The sequence below is a fragment of the Streptomyces albireticuli genome (assembly GCF_002192455.1).
GTDB classification, from domain to species: domain Bacteria; phylum Actinomycetota; class Actinomycetes; order Streptomycetales; family Streptomycetaceae; genus Streptomyces; species Streptomyces albireticuli_B.
The window spans coordinates 4,571,844-4,589,222 of the sequence record NZ_CP021744.1; the positions used below are offsets into that span (position 1 = coordinate 4,571,844).

Consider the following 17,379-nt stretch of genomic DNA (forward strand, 5'->3'; position numbering starts at 1 on the left):
GCCCACCCTAGCGGCGCCCCACCGGGCCCCGGACGTCATGGCCGATCATGGCCACGGCGGCCCCGGACGGGACCGCCCCGGACGCGACGGAGCCCGCCGCCCCGGTGAGGGGCGACGGGCTCCGTGATGTTCCTGGTGGCGCCGTCAGGCGGCCGACGTGCTGCTGCTCGACGTGCTGCCGGACGAGCTCGGCGTGGAGGCCGTGCTCGTGCTCGACGAGGAGGAGTCCGACTTGGACGTGGTGCTCGTCGTGCTGCTCGCCTTGGCGGGGCTGCTGCTGGACGACGAGCCACGGCTGTCGTTCCGGTAGAAGCCGGAGCCCTTGAAGACGATGCCGACCGCGGAGAAAACCTTCTTCAGGCGTCCGTCGCAGCTCGGGCACACGGTCAAGGCGTCATCGGTGAACTTCTGCACCGCCTCGAGGCCCTCGCCGCACTCGGTGCACTGGTACTGGTAAGTCGGCACTTGCTCCTCCTGGCACTCTCACTCGTTGAGTGCTAACGACGATCCATATTGCAGTATTCCGTCGCGTCAGTCCACCGAGACCGGCTCACGGTGACCGACCCCACGCGCGGCCACGATCGACTCGCCGCGCGGTGTGAGCGCCTTCCGCAGCGCCAGCAGGACCACCAGCGCCGCCGCCGTGCCCACCAGCGGCACCAGGAATCCGGTGCTCGCCGAGTGGCCGTCGATGAGCTTGCCGCCGACGGCCGCGCCGGCCGCCTGGCCGAGGCCGACCGCGCCGGTCAGCCAGGTGAAGGCCTCGGTGCGGCTGCCCGCCGGGACCAGCTTCTCGACCAGCGTGTAGCCGGTGATCAGCGCCGGGGCGATGCAGAGACCGACCAGCAGGCCGAGCCCGCCCAGGACCGGCAGCGCGTCCGCCGCCCACAGCGGGGTGGTGGCCAGGGCCAGCAGCGGGTAGGCGATCAGGAGCCGGCGCTGGGCGCTGACGCGCCAGGCGACGGCACCGCAGATCAGGCCCGCGATCATGTTTCCGGCCGCGAACGTGCCGTACATCAGACCGTTGAGGCCCGGCTCGCCGAGCTCCTTGGTGAAGGCCGTCATCGACACCTGCATGCCGCCGAAGACGGAGCCGATGCCGAGGAACGCGATCGCGAGGACCCGCACACCCGGCACGGACAGCGCCGACGCGTGCTTCTCCGGGCTGCCCGCGGCCGTCCGGACCGGGGTGGGCTGGGTGCGCCGCTGGGCGGCGAAGAGCAGACCGCCGCCGATGGTGAGCACGGCCTCGGTGATCAGACCGGCGGCCGGGTGGACGCTCGTGCACAGCGCGGTGGCGAGCACCGGGCCGATCACGAACGTGAACTCGTCCGTGACCGACTCGAAGGCCGCCGCCGTCGGCATCAGCGGGGAGCCGTCCAGCTTGGCCGCCCAGCGGGCCCGGACCATCGGCCCGATCTGCGGGGTCGACGCACCGGCGGGCACCGCCGCGGCGAAGAGCGCCCACAGCGGCGCGTCCGTCAGCGCCAGCGTGATCAGCAGGGCGATGGCCGCCGCGTGCACGACCACCCCGGGTATGAGCACCCGGGCCTGGCCGAAGCGGTCCGCGAGCTTGCCGCTCTGCGGCGCGAAGAGCGCCATGGCGACGCCGGCGGTCGCCGAGACGGCGCCCGCCTTGCCGTACGAGCCTGTGGTGTGTTCGACGAGCAGCAGGATGCCGATGGTGAGCATCGCGAACGGCTGCCGCGCGAGGAAGCCGGGGAGCAGGAACGTCCAGGCGCCGCGCGTGCGCAGCAGCTGTCCGTATCCCGGCCGGGCCTCGGCGTTGTCGTTGACCGTGGTTGCCACGGCCTGGGCCTTTCCGCCGCCTGGTAGCGCGCACCGGACGGAGGAAAGCCGCACGGAGCGCGCCGAGAGCTGTCCTCTCGCGCAGGACCGTGGTAGATGCCGAGCGGGCCGCCTTGTACTGCGCGACCGCGGCCGCCGTGCGGTCGCGCCAGCCCTGCATCAGGCAGAGTTGGTTCGGTGATGTCGGTGTCGCCGGCCGGGGAGGCCGACGGTGAAGTGGACCCGTCGAGTCAGTTCGAAGATCAAGGATTTCGAACTAAATAGGTTACTTCCTCTTTATCGTACCCGTACTCCCCAGCCAGCCCGCAAGCTTTCCTCCCTCACCGACCGCGCGCAGCCGTTTCTCGGTCGCGTCCCGCACCGGGTCCGTGGCCACCACCAGCAGCTCGTCGCCCCGGCGCAGCACGGTCGTGGGCGAGGGCACGAAGCTGGTGCCGTCGCGCACGACGAGCGTCACCGCCGCCCCGGGGGCAGCCGCAGCTCGCCGACCTCCACACCGTGCATCCGTGACGGCTCGGGGATCGCCACGGACAGCAGGTGGCCGCGCAGCCGCTCCAGCGGCGCCGACTCGATGCCGAGGTCCTCCGGCTCGTTGTCGCCCAGCCGCAGGTGCCGGGCGAGCCAGGGCAGGGTCGGGCCCTGCACCAGGGTGTAGACGATCACGAGCACGAAGACGATGTTGAAGATCGTCCGGCTGTTGTCCACGTCGGCCACCATGGGGATGGTGGCCAGCACGATCGGTACCGCGCCGCGCAGCCCGGCCCAGGACAGCAGGGTCTTCTCCTGCCAGGTGGTCCGGAAGGGCGCCAGGCTCAGGAACACCGACACCGGGCGCGCCACCATGGTCAGCACCAGGCCGACGACCAGCGCGGGGATGATGTCGTCGCCCAGCTCGTGCGGGGTGACGAGCAGGCCGAGCAGGACGAACATGCCGATCTGCGCGATCCAGCCGAGCCCCTCCGCGAAGCCGCGGGTGGCCGGCCAGTGCGGCAGCTTGGCGTTGCCGAGGATCAGCGCCGCGAGGTAGACGGCGAGGAAGCCGGAGCCGTGCGCGAGGGCGCCGCCCGCGTAGGCGGTGACGGCGATGGCCATCACGGCGATGGGGTAGAGGCCGGAGGCGGGCAGGGCGACGTGCCGCAGCCCGTAGGCGCCGAGGAAGCCGACGGCGAGGCCGATGGCGCCGCCGATCGCCAGCTCCAGGGCGATCTTGCCGACCAGCAGGTACCAGTGGTCGACCGGCCCGGCCGCCGAGAAGGCGACGACGAGGATGACCACGGGGGCGTCGTTGAAGCCGGACTCCGCCTCCAGCACACCCGTCAGCCGGGAGGGCAGAGGAACGTTTCGCAGGACGGAGAAGACGGCCGCGGCGTCGGTCGAGGAGACGACCGCACCGATGATCAGGGCCTGGCGCCATTCGACACCGGCGAGGTAATGGGCGGCCGCCGCGGTGACGCCCACGCTGACGGCGACGCCGAAGGTGGACAGTACGGCCGCCGAGGGCAGGGCGGGTTTGATCTCATGCCACTTCGTGCCGAGACCGCCCTCGGCGAGGATCACCACGAGCGCCGCGTAGCCGATCACCTGGGTCAGTCCGACGTCGTTGAAGGAGATGCCGAGGCCGTCCTGGCCGATGGCGACGCCGATGCCCAGATAGATGAGCAGGCTGGGGAGCCCGCTGCGCGAGGAGATCCGTACCGCCGCCACCGCGACGAGCAGTACGACCGAGCAGATCAGCAGGAGTTCGTTGAGGTGGTGGACAGTCAGGGGCCGGTCCCTTCACGAGTCTTTCCACGGATATCGGGCGGGTTTCGGCCGGAACGTTCCTCCGGCCGATGGGAACTTCATTTCCTAACCTAATATTTTACGCGTTCTTGACGCGTGACGGCGGTCACAGGAGGGCGATGGCGATCTATGTCACTTCGGCGGCCGGACTCCGCGTCGGGCCGCTCCTGGCCCTGCGCCTATGGTTGCTTCAGCACTCCAGGACCACCCTGCCCCTCTAAGGACAGCGATGCCCGCCAACAAGACCGGCCCTTCCGGCAAGAAGAAGACCGGTAAGAAGAAAGGCCGACGCGCCCGGCTGCTCGTGATCACCCTCGTGCTGCTGATCGTGGCGGGCGTGGGGTTCGGCGCGTACTGGAGCGTCAGTACGGTCCGCGCCTCCTTCCCGGAGACGAGCGGCACCCTTCAGCTGAAGGGTCTGTCGGGGCCGGTGAAGGTCGCCCGTGACGCCAACGGCATTCCGCAGGTCTACGCGGACACCGCCGAGGACCTCTTCCGCGCCCAGGGCTTCGTCCAGGCGCAGGACCGGTTCTGGGAGATGGACGTCCGCCGCCATCTGACGGCCGGCCGCCTCTCCGAGATGTTCGGCGACGGACAGGTCGAGACCGACGCGTTCGTCCGGACGATGGGCTGGCGGAAGGTCGCGCAGGAGGAGTACGACACCAAGCTCTCCGCGACCACCAAGAAGTACCTCCAGGCGTACTCCGACGGGGTCAACGCGTATCTCAAGGACCACCAGGGCAAGTCGCTGTCCGTCGAGTACGCGGCCCTGGAGTTCGAGAACGACTACAAGCCCGAGCAGTGGACCCCGGTCGACTCCGTGGCCTGGCTCAAGGCCATGGCCTGGGACCTGCGCGGCAACATGCAGGACGAGATCGACCGCTCGCTCGCCTCGACCCGGCTGAGCCCCAAGCAGATCGAGCAGCTCTACCCGGCGTACCCGTACGGCCGGAACAAGCCGGTCGTCGAGGGCGGTGCCGTCGACCCGGCCGCCAAGGCGTTCGACCCCAAGGCGACGCCGACGGCGGGTCAGAACGGTCAGAACGGCCAGGAGGGTCAGAGCGGGCAGACCGGCCAGAACGGCCGTAACGCCCAGAACGGCCAGGCGGGCCAGAACGGTCAGACCACCCCGAACACGCAGAGCGGCGGCGCGGGCACCCCCGCCACCACCGGTGGCGCGGGCGCCGCGAACGGCCTCAAGACCGGCCTGTCCTCGCTCTCCAACACCCTCGACAAGATCCCGGCGCTGCTCGGCCCCTCCGGCAACGGCATCGGCTCGAACTCCTGGGTCGTCTCCGGCACGTACACGACCACCGGCAAGCCGCTGCTGGCCAACGACCCGCACCTCGCCCCGCAGCTGCCGTCCCTCTGGTACCAGATGGGCCTGCACTGCACGAAGACCGGCCCGTCCTGCCCCTACGACGTGGCCGGCTACACCTTCGCGGGCATGCCCGGCGTCGTCATCGGCCACAACAAGGACATCGCCTGGGGCATGACCAACCTCGGCGCCGACGTCTCCGACCTCTACCTGGAGAAGGTCACCGCCGACAGCTACCTCTACGACGGCAAGCAGGTCCCCTTCGCCCAGCGCAAGGAGAAGATCAAGGTCGCCGGCGGCAAGGACCGTGAGTTCACGATCCGCACCACCAAGAACGGCCCGGTCGTCTCCGACCGCAACACCGAGCTGGGCAAGGTCGGCCAGGACGCACCGGTGCAGGACCCCGCGCCCGACCGCGCCGAGGGCTACGCCGTCTCGCTGCGCTGGACCGCGCTCGACGCGGGCAGGAGCATGGACGCGCTGCTGGACCTGAACCGCGCCGCGGACTTCACCCAGTTCCGCAAGGCCGCCGCCGGCTTCGAGGTCCCCTCGCAGAACCTCGTCTACGCCGACACCAAGGGCAACATCGGCTACCAGGCGCCCGGCCGCATCCCCGTCCGCAAGGGCGACGGCCGCTACCCCGCCCCCGGCTGGGACCCGGCCTACAAGTGGACCGGCTGGATCCCGCAGGAGGAGCTGCCCTGGGAGTACAACCCCAAGCGCGGCTACATCGTCACCGCCAACCAGGCCGTCGTCGACAAGAAGTACCCGTACAACCTGACCTCGGACTGGGGCTACGGCGTCCGCAGCCAGCGCATCAACGAGCTCATCCAGTCGAAGATCAAGGACGGGGGGAAGATCTCGACGGACGACATGCAGAAGATGCAGATGGACAACACCAGCGAGATCGCCAAGCTGCTCACCCCCTACCTGCTGAAGATCGAGCTCAAGGGCGCCAACGAGCGCGAGACGAAGTACGTCCGCGAGGCCCAGAAGCTCCTCCAGGGCTGGGACTACACGCAGGAGGCCGACTCGGCCGCCGCCGCGTACTTCAACGCCGTCTGGCGCAACACCCTCAAGCTCGCCTTCGGCAACAAGCTGCCCAAGGAGCTCCGGGTCAAGGACCAGTGCCTGCGGGTGCGCCCGGCCAACGACGCCGGTCCGCAGGAGGACCTCGACGGCAACACCCGCCTCGTCACCGAGTGCGGCGAGCGGGACGCGGACTCCGCGCAGCCCGACGGCGGCGACCGCTGGTTCGAGGTCGTCCGCTCGATCCTCGACAAGCCCGAGGACGACTGGTGGAAGTTCGGCACCCGCAGCAACCCGGGCGCCAGCAACCGTGACGAGCTGCTCGCGCGCGCCATGAAGGACGCCCGCTGGGAGCTCACCTCCAAGCTCGGCAAGGACGTCAACTCCTGGAGCTGGGGCCGGCTGCACCAGCTGACCCTGAAGAACCAGACGCTCGGCAAGGAAGGCCCCGGCATCGTCCAGTGGGTCCTCAACCGCGGGCCCTGGAACCTGGCGGGCGGCGAGGCCGCGGTGAACGCCTCCGGCTGGAACGCGGCGGGCGGCTACGAGGCCGTCTGGGTGCCGTCGATGCGGATGGTCGTCAACCTCGACGACCTCGACAAGTCCCGGTGGATCAACCTCACGGGCGCGTCGGGCCACGCCTACAACGACCACTACTACGACCAGACGGACAAGTGGGCGAAGGGCGAGCTGCTGCCGTGGGCCTTCGGCCCGGACGCGGTGAAGAAGGGCACGGACGCGGAGCTGACGCTGAAGCCGTGACCCTTCCCGGGGCTCCGCCCCGGACCCCGGTCCTCAAACGCCGGACGGGCTGTTTCTCAGCCCGTCCGGCGTTTCGTGTGCCGGGCGGAAACCGGCCCGCGCGGAGCGCGGAAAGGGGGCTCCGGGGGCTTGCCCCCCGTTACGGGGAGGGGCGGGCAGGGGAAAACCTCCGCACCCCACCCGGCGTCACCACGACATCCACCGGCCGGTCGTGCGCCTCCTCCGGCACCCGCTCCACCACCTCGTGGTCGTACAGCAGCACCACCCGCACCGGAGCCACCCCCGCCCGCGCCAGCCGCTCCAGCACGCGGTCGTACGAGCCTCCGCCCCGCCCCAGCCGCATCCCCCGGCCGTCCACCGCCAGGCCCGGCAGCAGCACCGTGTCCGCGCCGGTGACCGCGTCCGGGCCGAGTCGCTCGCCGGCCGGTTCCAGCAGGCCGCGGCCGGCCCGGACGAGGCGGTCGGGGCCCTCGTAGGCGGCCCAGTCGAGATCGTTGTCGTCGAGCAGCACCGGAAGGAGTACCCGTACGCCCCGCTCGCGCAGCGCGTCGATCAGCGCGCGGGTGGCGGGCTCGCGCCCCACCGAGACATAGGCGGCCACCGTTCCCGCCCCCGTGATCTCCGGCAGGCCCAGTGCGCGGCCGGTCAGCGCCGTTCCGGACACCTCCAGCTCATCGGGGGTCAACCCGGCTCTCACCGCCAGGAGACCCGTCCGCAACTCACCCTTGGTACCGTCGTACTTGATCACTGTTCGTACAAACTCCCTGTGTCGGGTCATACTCGGTGGAGCCTCATCTTCCGCCCATTCCCAACCGTTAGTGTTCGGCCCATGACTCATTCGCGTCCTCGGATCAGCAAGGCTGTCATCCCTGCCGCCGGTCTCGGAACCCGCTTCCTTCCGGCCACCAAGGCCACGCCCAAGGAGATGCTGCCGGTCGTCGACAAGCCGGCGATCCAGTACGTGGTGGAGGAAGCCGTCCTGGCCGGGCTGTCCGACGTCCTCATGATCACCGGCCGGAACAAGCGGCCGCTGGAGGATCACTTCGACCGCAATTACGAGCTGGAGGAGGCCCTGCGCCGCAAGGGCGACGACTCCCGGCTCGCCCGGGTGCAGGAGTCCAGCGACCTGGCGACCATGCACTACGTCCGCCAGGGCGACCCCCGCGGCCTCGGGCACGCCGTGCTGTGCGCGGCCCCCCACGTCGGCGACGAGCCGTTCGCCGTCCTCCTCGGCGACGACCTCATCGACGCCCGGGACCCGCTGCTGTCGCACATGGTCGACATCCAGCGCAAGCACGGCGGCAGCGTGATCGCCCTCATGGAGGTCGACCCCTCCCAGGTCCACCTCTACGGCTGCGCGGCGGTCAAGCCCACCGACGTCGACGGCGTGGTGCAGATCACCGGCCTGGTCGAGAAGCCCGACGCCGCCGAGGCGCCCAGCAACTACGCCGTGATCGGCCGCTACGTCCTCGACCCCGCCGTCTTCGACGTGCTGCGCGAGACCGAGCCCGGCCGCGGCGGCGAGATCCAGCTCACCGACGCCCTCCAGGCCCTCGCCGCCGAGCCCGGCCTCGGCGGGCCCGTGCACGGCGTGGTCTTCAAGGGCCGCCGCTACGACACCGGGGACCGCGGTGACTACCTCCGCGCCATTGTCAGACTGGCGTGCGAACGTGAAGATCTAGGACCGGACTTCCGCGCCTGGCTTCGCCGTTACGTCACCGAGGAGATGTAGCACCTTGAGCAAGACCGCCGACAAGGGCACTCACGCGCACACCGACGTGGCGAGGGACGACGAGCGCCTCTGGTCGGTGGAGGAGCACCTCGGGGACATCCTGGACCGGATCCGGCCGCTGGAGCCGATCGAGCTCCAGATCCTGGACGCGCAGGGCTGCGTCCTGGTCGAGGACGTCACCGTGCCGCTCGCCCTGCCCCCCTTCGACAACAGCTCCATGGACGGCTACGCCGTCCGCACGGCCGACGTCGAGGGCGCGAGCGAGGAGTTCCCGGCGGTCCTGACCGTCATCGGCGACGTGGCCGCGGGCAGCGGCGAGCTGCCCACCGTCGGCCCCGGCGAGGCCGCCCGGATCATGACCGGCGCGCCCCTGCCCCCCGGCGCCGAGGCCGTCGTCCCCGTGGAGTGGACCGACGGCGGCACGGGCGGCGGCCCCGCCTCCGCCATGGCCGCCCACAGCGCCGACCCCGACGGCGCCACGGGCGAGGTCCGCGTGCACCGCCCGGTGGCCGCCCGCGGGCACGTCCGCGCCCGGGGCAGCGACGTCACCGCCGGGGAGCTCGCGCTCGCCGCCGGCACGGTCCTCGGCCCGCCGCAGATCGGCCTCCTCGCGGCCATCGGCAGAGCCACCGTGCGGGTCCGCCCCCGCCCCCGCGTCGTCGTCATGTCGACCGGCAGCGAGCTCGCCCCGCCCGGCGAGACCCTCACCCCCGGCCGCATCCACGACTCCAACAGCTTCGCCCTGGCCGCCTGCGCCCGCGACGCCGGAGCCATCGCCTACCGCGTCGGCGCCGTCGACGACGACGCCGAGACCCTGCGCTCCACCCTGGAGGACCAGCTCATCCGGGCCGACGCCGTGGTCACCAGCGGCGGCGTCAGCGTCGGCGCCTACGACGTGGTCAAGGAGACCCTCTCCGAGCTGGCCGGCGACGAGGGCAGCGTCTCCTTCCGCAAGCTGGCCATGCAGCCCGGCAAGCCGCAGGGCTTCGGCCGCATCGGCCCCGACCGGACGCCCCTGTTCGCCCTGCCGGGCAACCCCGTCAGCGCGTACGTCTCCTTCGAGCTCTTCGTCCGGCCCGCCGTCCGCGCCCTCATGGGCCTCGACCCCTTCGACCGTCCCACCGTGCGCGCGGTCTGCGCCGACGCGGTCGCCTCCTCGCCGAAGGGCCGCCGGCAGTATCTGCGCGCCCGCCACGAGGACGGCACGGTCAGGGTCGTCGGCGGGGCGGGCTCGCACCTCGTCAAGGCCCTCGCCGACGCCAACGCCCTGATAGTCGTCCCCGAGGCGACGACGGCCGTCGACGCCGGCACCGAGCTCGACGTGGTCCTCCTCGACCGGACTCCCTGACACGCTGCCGATACGGTGTCTGCCCACAAGGACCGGATCAGGAGAACGATGAGCAGCGCCCAGGACCCCAGCCTCACCCATCTGGACAGCGCGGGGGCGGCCCGCATGGTCGACGTCTCGGCCAAGCCCGTCACCGCCCGCACGGCCCGCGCGAGCGGCCGGGTCCTCGTCTCCCCGGAGGTCGTGCGGCTGCTGCGCGGCGAGGGCGTGCCCAAGGGCGACGCCCTGGCCACCGCCCGGATCGCGGGGATCATGGGCGCCAAGCGCACCCCCGACCTCATCCCGCTCTGCCACCCCCTCTCCGTGGCCGGCGCGAAGGTCGACCTGACGGTCACCGACGACGCCGTCGAGATCAGCGCCACCGTGAAGACCACCGACCGCACGGGCGTCGAGATGGAGGCCCTGACCGCGGTCTCCGTGGCCGCCCTGACCGTCGTCGACATGGTGAAGGCCGTCGACAAGGCCGCCGTCATCACGGACGTGAGGGTCGAGGAGAAGACGGGCGGCAAGTCCGGCGACTACGCGCGCGCCGCGCGGGACGGGAGCGGGGCGTGAGCACCCGCCCGGAGGGGGCGCGGCCCCCGAGCGACGAGCGGCCGGACGGCGCGCGCCCCCCGGGCCCGTACCGCGCCCTCGTCGTCACCGCGTCCAACCGCGCCGCCGCCGGGGTCTACGCCGACCGGGGCGGCCCGCTCCTCGCGGCCGGCCTGACGGAGCTCGGCCTCGCGGTCGACGGGCCGCGCGTCGTCCCCGACGGCGACCCCGTCGAGGCCGCCCTGCGGGAGGCCGTCGCGGCGGCGTACGACCTCGTGGTCACCACGGGCGGCACCGGCATCTCGCCCACCGACCGCACCCCCGACGCCACCCGCCGCGTCCTCGACTACGACATCCCGGGCATCCCCGAGGCCTTGCGCGCCGAAGGGCTGGCGAAGGTCCCCACCGCCGCGCTCTCCCGGGGCCTCGCCGGGGTGGCCGGCCGCACCCTGATCGTGAACCTCCCGGGCTCGACGGGCGGGGTCCGCGACGGCCTGGCCGTGCTGGGCCGGCTGCTGCCGCACGCCCTGGACCAGGTCCACGGCGGTGACCACCCCAGACCCGGGAGCCCGAGCTGAGCGCCGTCTGGCCCGCCGAGCTGGCCGACGGCGACGTCCTGCTGCGCCCGATCCGGCTGCGCGACCAGCACGCCTGGCGCGAGGTCAACCGGCGCAACCGCGACTGGCTGCGCCCCTGGGAGGCCACCATCCCGCCGCCCCCGCCGGGCGGCCCGGTCACCCAGCGCCCCACGTACCGGCAGATGGTCCGCCATCTGCGGGCCGAGGCGCACGCGGGGCGGATGCTGCCCTTCGTCATCGAGTACCAGGGACGGCTGGCCGGACAGCTGACCGTCGCGGGGATCACCTGGGGCTCGATGTGCTCGGCCCACGTCGGCTACTGGGTGGACGCGGCCGTCGCGGGCCGGGGCGTGATGCCGACGTCCGTCGCGCTCGCCGTCGACCACTGCTTCCGCGCCCTGGGGCTGCACCGGGTGGAGGTCTGCATCCGGCCGGAGAACCTGCCGAGCCGCCGGGTGGTGGAGAAGCTGGGGTTCCGCGAGGAGGGGCTGCGGCCCCGCTATCTGCACATCGACGGCGCCTGGCGCGACCACCTCGTCTACGCCCTGACGGCGGAGGAGACGGGGGACGGGCTGCTGGCGCGCTGGCACCGTTCGCGGCCGGGGACCCGCTCGGCCGGCAGTGCCGAATAGGAAAAACAAACCGAACAAGAAAACGAATAAACGTTCGAAATTGACTGTCAATTGACGGTATTCGAGTGATCTCGGCCCCAACAATCACAAAAAAAGTTCGAGATATCAGCCGGATCGTGCGACACACCGGGCCAATTGGCGGAATCCCTCGCGTGGACCCCTCTACGGTGTGAACTGTGAGCAGCAGCGGCCTCATCTACGCAGTCATCGTCGGGGCCTGGGCCGCCTACTTGGTGCCGATGTGGCTCCGTAGGCAGGACGAGCTCAATGAGGCCCGTCCGACGGAACGCTTCAGCACCGCCATCCGGCTCTTGTCCGGACGGGCGGGAATGGAGCGCCGTTACGCCAAGGACCTGGAAGGGCGCGCCTCCGACGACGCGCCGGCCCCAGCCGAGCCCGCGGAGCCGGAGGCCCGCGTGCCCGAGCCGGACACGCCGACCGAAATGGTCGACGTCCGGCCCTTCGCCATGCCCTCTTCCGGGCCGGCGGCGGGCCGGCCGTCCGCGGCGGCGTCCGGCGGACAGGCCCCCGGCTCCGGCGCGTCCGGCGCGGCGGCCGCCTCCGCGGCGGCCGAGCGCGCCCGGCGCTCGAAGGTCCTCGCGCGCCGCCGCCGCACCACCGTGATCCTCTTCCTGGCCTTCACCATCGGCGCGGTCGTCGCGGGCGTGGGCGGGCTGGCGTTCCTCTGGGTCCCGGCGGCACCGGCCCTGCTGCTCAGCGCGTACATCATCTATCTGCGGATCCAGGAGCGGCGCCGGTTCGCCTTCACCATGGACCAGCGCCGTGCCGAACTGGCCGCCCAGCGGCTCCGTGAGGGCCGCCCCCGCCCTCACGCGGCGGCGCCGGACCCCGTGACCGCCGCCGCCCCCGTTGACACCGTCTCCCACCCGGCGCCCACACCGCCGCCGGTGCCCGAGCCCTCGGTGACGGCGGACCGCCGCGCGCTCGTCGAGCAGACGGACCACGCGGAGTGGGTCGACCAGCAGCGCGACCGGCGCGCCGGCGGCGAGGGCTGGGAGCCTGTGCCCGTGCCGCTGCCGACGTACGTCACCGCGCCGGTCGCCCCGCGCGGCGCCGAGAGCGTCGACCTCGGCGCGCCCGACACCTGGAGTTCCGCCCGCTCCAGCACCGCCGAACCGGCCGCCGCCCCCGCGCCCGCGCAGGAGCGCCGCCCGGCCCGCGGCCGCCGCCGCCCCCGCGAGCGCGGCCGCACCCCCCTCTTCGACCAGTACGCGGAGGACGGCCGCCCCCGCGCGGCCAACGAGTGACCGGGGCCGTCCGCGACCCCCGCCGCTGACCAGCGGGGGAGCGGATTTCCAAGCACCCGTATGGAGGTGCTAGAGTTTCACTCGTTGCAAGGGCCTGTGGCGCAGTCTGGTAGCGCACCTCGTTCGCATCGAGGGGGTCTGGGGTTCAAATCCCCACAGGTCCACCGCAGCGCCTCTCCCGGGTCCGCCCGGGAAAGGCTGACGAAATCCCGTCCGATCATCACGATCGGGCGGGATTTCGTCGTTGTGGGGCCTGTTGAGGTGTCCGACGCGCCGAAGTCCCTGAAAGCCCGGCACATTCACCCGGCGGCGGGGGAGTTTGTGACAGAGGTCACGAATTCCTGATGGAGGGTCGGCGACGCGGCGAGGAAGCCCTCGGAGCGAGCGTTCCAGGGGCCGCCGGCCGCGTCCGTGACCGTGGCGCCGGCCTCGCGGGCGATGAGCGCGCCCGGCAGCAGATTGGTGGCGTCGGGCCCGTACGACCAGAAGGCGTCGAGGTGGCCCGAGGCGACATGGGCGACCTGGAGCGACGTCGGCCCGAGGTTGCGCACGGCCAGGACGTGGCCCAGGGCCGCGCCCAGCGAGCCGCCGGCCCGGCGGGCGGCCTCCGGCCGGCGGTCCGCGAACGGCGGATGGCTCGTGGCGACGACGGCGGCGGACAGTGCCCGGCGCGAGGGCCGCACCGGACGGGAGCCCAGGCGGGCGCCGCCGCCGAGGGTCGCGGTGTACGTCATGCCCTGGAGCGGCGCGTGCAGCACCGCGAGGACGGGGACGCCGTCGCGCAGCAGGGTCACCGAGACGCACCAGTGCGGCAGGCCCTGGAGGTACTGCACGGCGCCGTCGGTCGCGTCGCACAGCCACCACTCGCCCTCGTCGGGGATCCCGCCCCCGAACTCGTCGGTGAGCAGGCCCGCCTGGGGCCGGAGCGCGCCCAGCCGGTCGTGGAGGAGGGCCGCCGCGGGCTCGTCGTAGGAGCGGAACGCGGCGGCGAGCGAGGCCAGGTCGGTGGCGGGGGAGGGCTCCGCCGGCCTGCGGTCGGCGAGGAGGGTGCCCGCGGCGCGGGCGGCGTCGACGGCGGCGGGGAGGAGGCGGGCGAGGTCCGGGGCCGGGCGTGTGGGCGCGGTCGTCGCGGTCTTGGTGGGAGCGGTCTGCGAGGGCGTGGTGTTCGAGGGCGTCGTGTTCGCGGTCATGGCGGATGTCTACCGAGCGAGCGCCCCGAACCGGCCCTGGAGGGCCCGGATGTGGCGGATAGTGGAAAGCATGGATACCTCAGTGGCGGATCCCGCCAAGGTGCTGGATCCCCTCGACCGCCGGATCGTCTCCGCCCTCCAGATCGACGGGCGCGCCGAGACCCGGCTGATGGCGGAGGTCCTCGGCGTCTCCGCCCGTACGGTCGCGCGCAGGCTGGCCCGGATGCGGGAGGCCGGCCTGCTGCGGGTGACACGGATGCCGGACCCCAAGGGCACCGGCGCGGTCGGGGCGCTCGTCCTGCGCGTACGGGTGCTGCGCGGGAAGGTCGAGACGCTCGCGGACGCGCTGGCCGCCCGCCCCGACGTGCCGTTCGTCGACATCCTGATGGGCGGTGAGGAGATCGGCGCCGTGGTCGTCCCGACCGCCGGGGACCGCGACCGGTTGCTCTACCGGCAGCTGCCCGCCACCCGGGCGGTCGCCGAGAGCACCGTCCACGCCGTCCTGCACGTCCACGCCGACGCGGCGCAGTGGCGGGCCGGCTGGCTGGACGACGGGGAGGTGGCGGCGCTGACCCCGGAGGATCCCGGTCCGCCGGCCGGTGACGCGTACGCCGCCGGTGACGCGTACGCCCCCGACGCCCTGGACCTGCGGCTGCTCGCCGTCCTCGACCAGGACGCCCGGCTGCCCGGCGCCGCGCTCGCCGCCGAGCTGGGCGCCCCCGAGTCCACCGTGCGCCGCCGGCTGCGGCGGCTGACCGGCGCCGGGCTGCTGCGGACCCATGTCGGCGTCGACCCGCGCCTGCTGGGCATGGCCGTCGACGCCAACCTGTGGCTGGAGGTGCCGCCCGCCCGGCTGGCCGAGGCGGGCCGGGTGCTCGCCGCGCATCCGCGGGTGCACGGCGTGCTGGCGACGAGCGGTCCCGCCAACCTCCTGGTGGCGCTCTTCTGCGAGGACCTCGGCGGGCTGTACCGCTTCACCACCGAGGTCCTGGCCCCCCTCGGCATCGCGCGGGCGGAGACGACGGTGGTGGGACGGGCGGTCAAGCGGGCGGGCGTGCGGCTCTGAGGCCCGGCCGGGGTCAGAGCTTCGCCGCGACCTCGCGGGCCACCCGGACGATGTCCCCCGACGGCCGCGCCGGGTACGCCGGGTGGTGGCGCGTCCAGCGGTCCTCCAGCGCGAACCAGTCGATGGGCTTCGGCTTCCGGTGGGCCGCCAGGGCCGCGTCCAGCTCCGTGAAGTACGTCTGCCAGCGCAGCCGGTAGAGCCCGCCGACCAGCCCGGACCACTCGCGGTTGGCGTAGTCGTGGAGCTTGCCGCCGTTCGCCGAGGCGCGCCCGCCCCAGGTGGTGAGCAGGGACACCGCGTCGTACTCCAGCCGGTCGCGCTCGGCCTCGGAGGAGCCGTGGGAGCGGGCGTCGGCGATCCAGCGGCCCAGCAGGTGGTCCGCGTCGGTGGCGACGGTCTTCTCCAGGAGGTCGATCCAGCCCAGCCACTGGCGCGTCAGCTCGCGGAAGCGGGCCCGGTTCCCCGCGTCGTAGGCGGCCTTGACGCGGGGCAGCAGCAGCCGGGCGCGGTTGGAGACGCACTGCCGGGTGACGTCGAGGAGGTCGTAGCGGTACGCGCTGCTGCGGCGCAGGGCCGGGGCCACCGCGAGCAGTTCGGGCAGGGCGCGGTCGAACTGCTTCGCGTCGTAGCGCAGGGCGCGCGGCGACCAGGCGGCGGCGTGGCTGACGGCCAGGTCCGGGCGGGCGCCGAACAGGCCGTCGGCGGGCTCGCTCCAGCGGTCGGCGCGGCTGGTGCCGTAGGCCGTGCGGCGCAGGACGTCCCAGGCGCGGACGGCGTGGGCGTCCGCGCCGCCGTAGCGGTAGCGCGGCCACCGCTCGAACCACTCCTTCAGCGCCACCGGCCCGTCCGTCCACGGCAGGTCGCTGAAGAGGGCCAGGGCCGCCGGGTTGTTGTCGGCGGCCTCCGGCATGAGGGCGATGCCGTCCATGGCGCTGCCGTCCCGGGTGCGCCAGCGGTCGTAGAGGGCGGCCCAGTCGGGGGTGTTGGCGCCCATCGCGGTGTGGCCGCCGAAGTTCCAGATCGAGCCGAAGGTGTAGGGCGTGCCGCCCCAGTCGGCCTCGCGGTCGGTGACGTTGGGGTAGTGGTCGGAGATGCCGTCGAGGATCAGCATGCGGCTGTTGTCGACGGCGTCGACGATCTCGCGGCGCGGGTTCTCCTGCCAGCCGAGGATGGCCCAGGTGGCCTTCGGGTGCGCGGCGCGCAGCGCCTTCTCGACGGCCTTCGCCGCCTCGCCCACGGGGACGTCCCCGGGCTTGCCGCCCTCGTGCAGCAGGTCCATCTTGTACATCGACGTGGCGCCGAACAGCTCCTTCTGCACCCGGTAGAACGTCCGGGCCACGCGCCCGAAGTGCCGGGTGCGCGGGTCGAGCCAGTCGGGGCGGCGGAACCCGCCCCAGTTGCCCTGCGGGACGGTGCGCGCGCCGGGGTTGCGGCGGGTGAAGCCGGGCGGCACCGTGCCGAAGTAGCCGGGGAACACCGGTGTCATGCCCAGCTCGCGCAGCCGCCGTACGATCCGCTTCGCCAGGGCGGTGCGGCGCTCGAGGAGCGAGTCGGAGACCGGCCCGCCGAAGGAGGACATGTTCTGGAGCAGCCACCACGGCTGGTGGGCGGGGCCGGGCAGCCAGCGGCGCAGCTCGGCGTCGTCGTAGCCGTACTCCGCGAACGTCCGGTGGTAGACCGCGTCGGCGCCCGCGTAGACCAGCACTTCGTTGTAGCCGTGGAGGGCCAGTACATCGATTTCGCGCTCCCAGTAGTCCCACCCCTTGTACGGCCCGGTGTAGCCGTCGTTGGTGTCGTTGAGGGCGAAGCGGTGGGTGACGTTCGCGGCCTTGACGAGCGGGGTACGGACGCCGGGGAGACGGTCGGGGAGGGCGGTCTGCGCACCGTTCCAGGAGAAGTGGGCGTGGGCCGTATGTCTGAGGTACCAGTGGAAGCCGGTGAGCTGCACGGCCGGCGTCGTGCCTTCCACCACGAGGGCGCCCGGCCCGCCCGTCACCCGGAAGGCGTCCGCGCCGCCCGCGCGCGGCACGGTGCGGAAGGTGACCTGGCGGTGGTGGCGGGGCAGCAGCCGGGCGAGGGCGGCAGCGGCGGCCGCCGAAGAGGGCCTGACCTCGGCCTGCGCGGCCTCCGTGACGCGGTCGGCGTCGGCGGCGTCCCCGGCGGCCGCCGCTCCGGCCTCGTCGTCGGCCGCGGCTCCGGCGGGGGACAGGCCCACGGCCCCGAGCGCGGTGGATCCGGCGAGCGCGCCGAGGAGCGTACGACGGGCGATGTGCATGAGTGACCTCCACCGTGGCACTGGGGCGACCGGACTGGACCACTGGAGCGCGGTGA

The 17,379-nt window shown here is 72.9% G+C and carries 13 protein-coding genes, 1 tRNA gene and 1 pseudogene; 9 read left to right on the forward strand and 6 right to left on the reverse strand.

Annotation, left to right across the window (positions count from 1 at the left end):
* Nucleotides 1–144 precede the first annotated feature (144 nt).
* From SMD11_RS19825 to SMD11_RS19835, 3 genes and pseudogenes are all read right to left on the reverse strand, one after another.
* A complete protein-coding gene (locus SMD11_RS19825) occupies nucleotides 145–465 on the reverse strand; it encodes an FmdB family zinc ribbon protein (protein WP_087927716.1) in 321 nt (106 codons plus the stop codon).
* A gap of 66 nt (nucleotides 466–531) precedes the next feature.
* Nucleotides 532–1,809, reverse strand: coding sequence for an MFS transporter (locus SMD11_RS19830; protein WP_087927717.1), 1,278 nt, complete (start codon nucleotides 1,807–1,809; stop codon nucleotides 532–534).
* A 265-nt stretch (nucleotides 1,810–2,074) separates the two neighbouring features.
* A pseudogene (locus tag SMD11_RS19835) lies at nucleotides 2,075–3,573 on the reverse strand (potassium/proton antiporter).
* A gap of 247 nt (nucleotides 3,574–3,820) precedes the next feature.
* Here SMD11_RS19835 and SMD11_RS19840 point away from each other — a divergent pair.
* Nucleotides 3,821–6,700: a penicillin acylase family protein gene (locus SMD11_RS19840; RefSeq protein ID WP_199843913.1), complete on the forward strand. Its 2,880-nt coding sequence runs from the start codon at nucleotides 3,821–3,823 to the stop codon at nucleotides 6,698–6,700.
* 139 nt (nucleotides 6,701–6,839) lie between these two features.
* On the opposite strand, the gene SMD11_RS19845 is transcribed toward SMD11_RS19840, so the two are convergent.
* Nucleotides 6,840–7,448 (reverse strand): 5-formyltetrahydrofolate cyclo-ligase, encoded by a 609-nt coding sequence (locus tag SMD11_RS19845; RefSeq protein WP_234366095.1) that lies wholly within the window; start codon nucleotides 7,446–7,448, stop codon nucleotides 6,840–6,842.
* 81 nt (nucleotides 7,449–7,529) lie between these two features.
* On the opposite strand from SMD11_RS19845, the gene galU reads away from it, so the two are divergent.
* The 7 genes from galU (at nucleotide 7,530) to SMD11_RS19880 (ending at nucleotide 12,956) form a co-directional block, all read left to right on the forward strand.
* A complete protein-coding gene (gene galU / locus SMD11_RS19850; RefSeq protein WP_087927719.1) occupies nucleotides 7,530–8,432 on the forward strand; it encodes a UTP--glucose-1-phosphate uridylyltransferase GalU in 903 nt (300 codons plus the stop codon).
* A 4-nt stretch (nucleotides 8,433–8,436) separates the two neighbouring features.
* Nucleotides 8,437–9,780 (forward strand): gephyrin-like molybdotransferase Glp, encoded by a 1,344-nt coding sequence (gene glp / locus SMD11_RS19855; protein ID WP_418952459.1) that lies wholly within the window; start codon nucleotides 8,437–8,439, stop codon nucleotides 9,778–9,780.
* A gap of 48 nt (nucleotides 9,781–9,828) precedes the next feature.
* Nucleotides 9,829–10,335, forward strand: a complete 507-nt coding sequence (gene moaC / locus SMD11_RS19860; RefSeq protein WP_087927720.1) for a cyclic pyranopterin monophosphate synthase MoaC — start codon at nucleotides 9,829–9,831, stop codon at nucleotides 10,333–10,335.
* Nucleotides 10,332–10,892: a MogA/MoaB family molybdenum cofactor biosynthesis protein gene (locus SMD11_RS19865; RefSeq protein WP_087927721.1), complete on the forward strand. Its 561-nt coding sequence runs from the start codon at nucleotides 10,332–10,334 to the stop codon at nucleotides 10,890–10,892. The genes moaC and SMD11_RS19865 overlap by 4 nt, the downstream gene beginning before the upstream one ends.
* Complete coding sequence (locus tag SMD11_RS19870; RefSeq protein WP_087927722.1) at nucleotides 10,889–11,524, forward strand: GNAT family N-acetyltransferase; 636 nt, start codon at nucleotides 10,889–10,891, stop codon at nucleotides 11,522–11,524. The genes SMD11_RS19865 and SMD11_RS19870 overlap by 4 nt, the downstream gene beginning before the upstream one ends.
* A gap of 176 nt (nucleotides 11,525–11,700) precedes the next feature.
* On the forward strand, nucleotides 11,701–12,792 hold the full coding sequence (gene glpR, locus SMD11_RS19875) for a gephyrin-like molybdotransferase receptor GlpR (RefSeq protein WP_087927723.1): 1,092 nt from the start codon (nucleotides 11,701–11,703) through the stop codon (nucleotides 12,790–12,792).
* Nucleotides 12,793–12,882: 90 nt separating this feature from the next.
* A tRNA-Ala gene (locus SMD11_RS19880) sits at nucleotides 12,883–12,956 on the forward strand.
* 135 nt (nucleotides 12,957–13,091) lie between these two features.
* Here SMD11_RS19880 and SMD11_RS19885 read toward each other — a convergent pair.
* The gene (locus SMD11_RS19885) at nucleotides 13,092–13,982 is read right to left on the reverse strand and encodes an inositol monophosphatase family protein (RefSeq protein ID WP_087927724.1); all 891 of its coding nucleotides are present in this window, start codon (nucleotides 13,980–13,982) and stop codon (nucleotides 13,092–13,094) included.
* Nucleotides 13,983–14,052: 70 nt separating this feature from the next.
* Here SMD11_RS19885 and SMD11_RS19890 point away from each other — a divergent pair, with 70 nt between their 5' ends.
* A complete protein-coding gene (locus SMD11_RS19890; protein ID WP_087927725.1) occupies nucleotides 14,053–15,048 on the forward strand; it encodes an Lrp/AsnC family transcriptional regulator in 996 nt (331 codons plus the stop codon).
* 13 nt (nucleotides 15,049–15,061) lie between these two features.
* Here the strand turns inward: SMD11_RS19890 and SMD11_RS19895 are convergent, their stop codons facing one another.
* Nucleotides 15,062–17,323: an alpha-N-acetylglucosaminidase gene (locus SMD11_RS19895; RefSeq protein WP_087927726.1), complete on the reverse strand. Its 2,262-nt coding sequence runs from the start codon at nucleotides 17,321–17,323 to the stop codon at nucleotides 15,062–15,064.
* Between the last annotated feature and the right edge of the window lie 56 nt (nucleotides 17,324–17,379).

Coding starts and splice junctions, on each gene's coding strand:
- SMD11_RS19890 (WP_087927725.1), top strand. CDS start 14,053: ATGGATACCTCAGTGGCGGATCCCGCCAAGGTGCTGGATCCCCTCGAC.
- moaC (WP_087927720.1), top strand. CDS start 9,829: ATGAGCAGCGCCCAGGACCCCAGCCTCACCCATCTGGACAGCGCGGGG.
- SMD11_RS19885 (WP_087927724.1), bottom strand. CDS start 13,982: ATGACCGCGAACACGACGCCCTCGAACACCACGCCCTCGCAGACCGCT.
- SMD11_RS19895 (WP_087927726.1), bottom strand. CDS start 17,323: ATGCACATCGCCCGTCGTACGCTCCTCGGCGCGCTCGCCGGATCCACC.
- galU (WP_087927719.1), top strand. CDS start 7,530: ATGACTCATTCGCGTCCTCGGATCAGCAAGGCTGTCATCCCTGCCGCC.
- SMD11_RS19840 (WP_199843913.1), top strand. CDS start 3,821: ATGCCCGCCAACAAGACCGGCCCTTCCGGCAAGAAGAAGACCGGTAAG.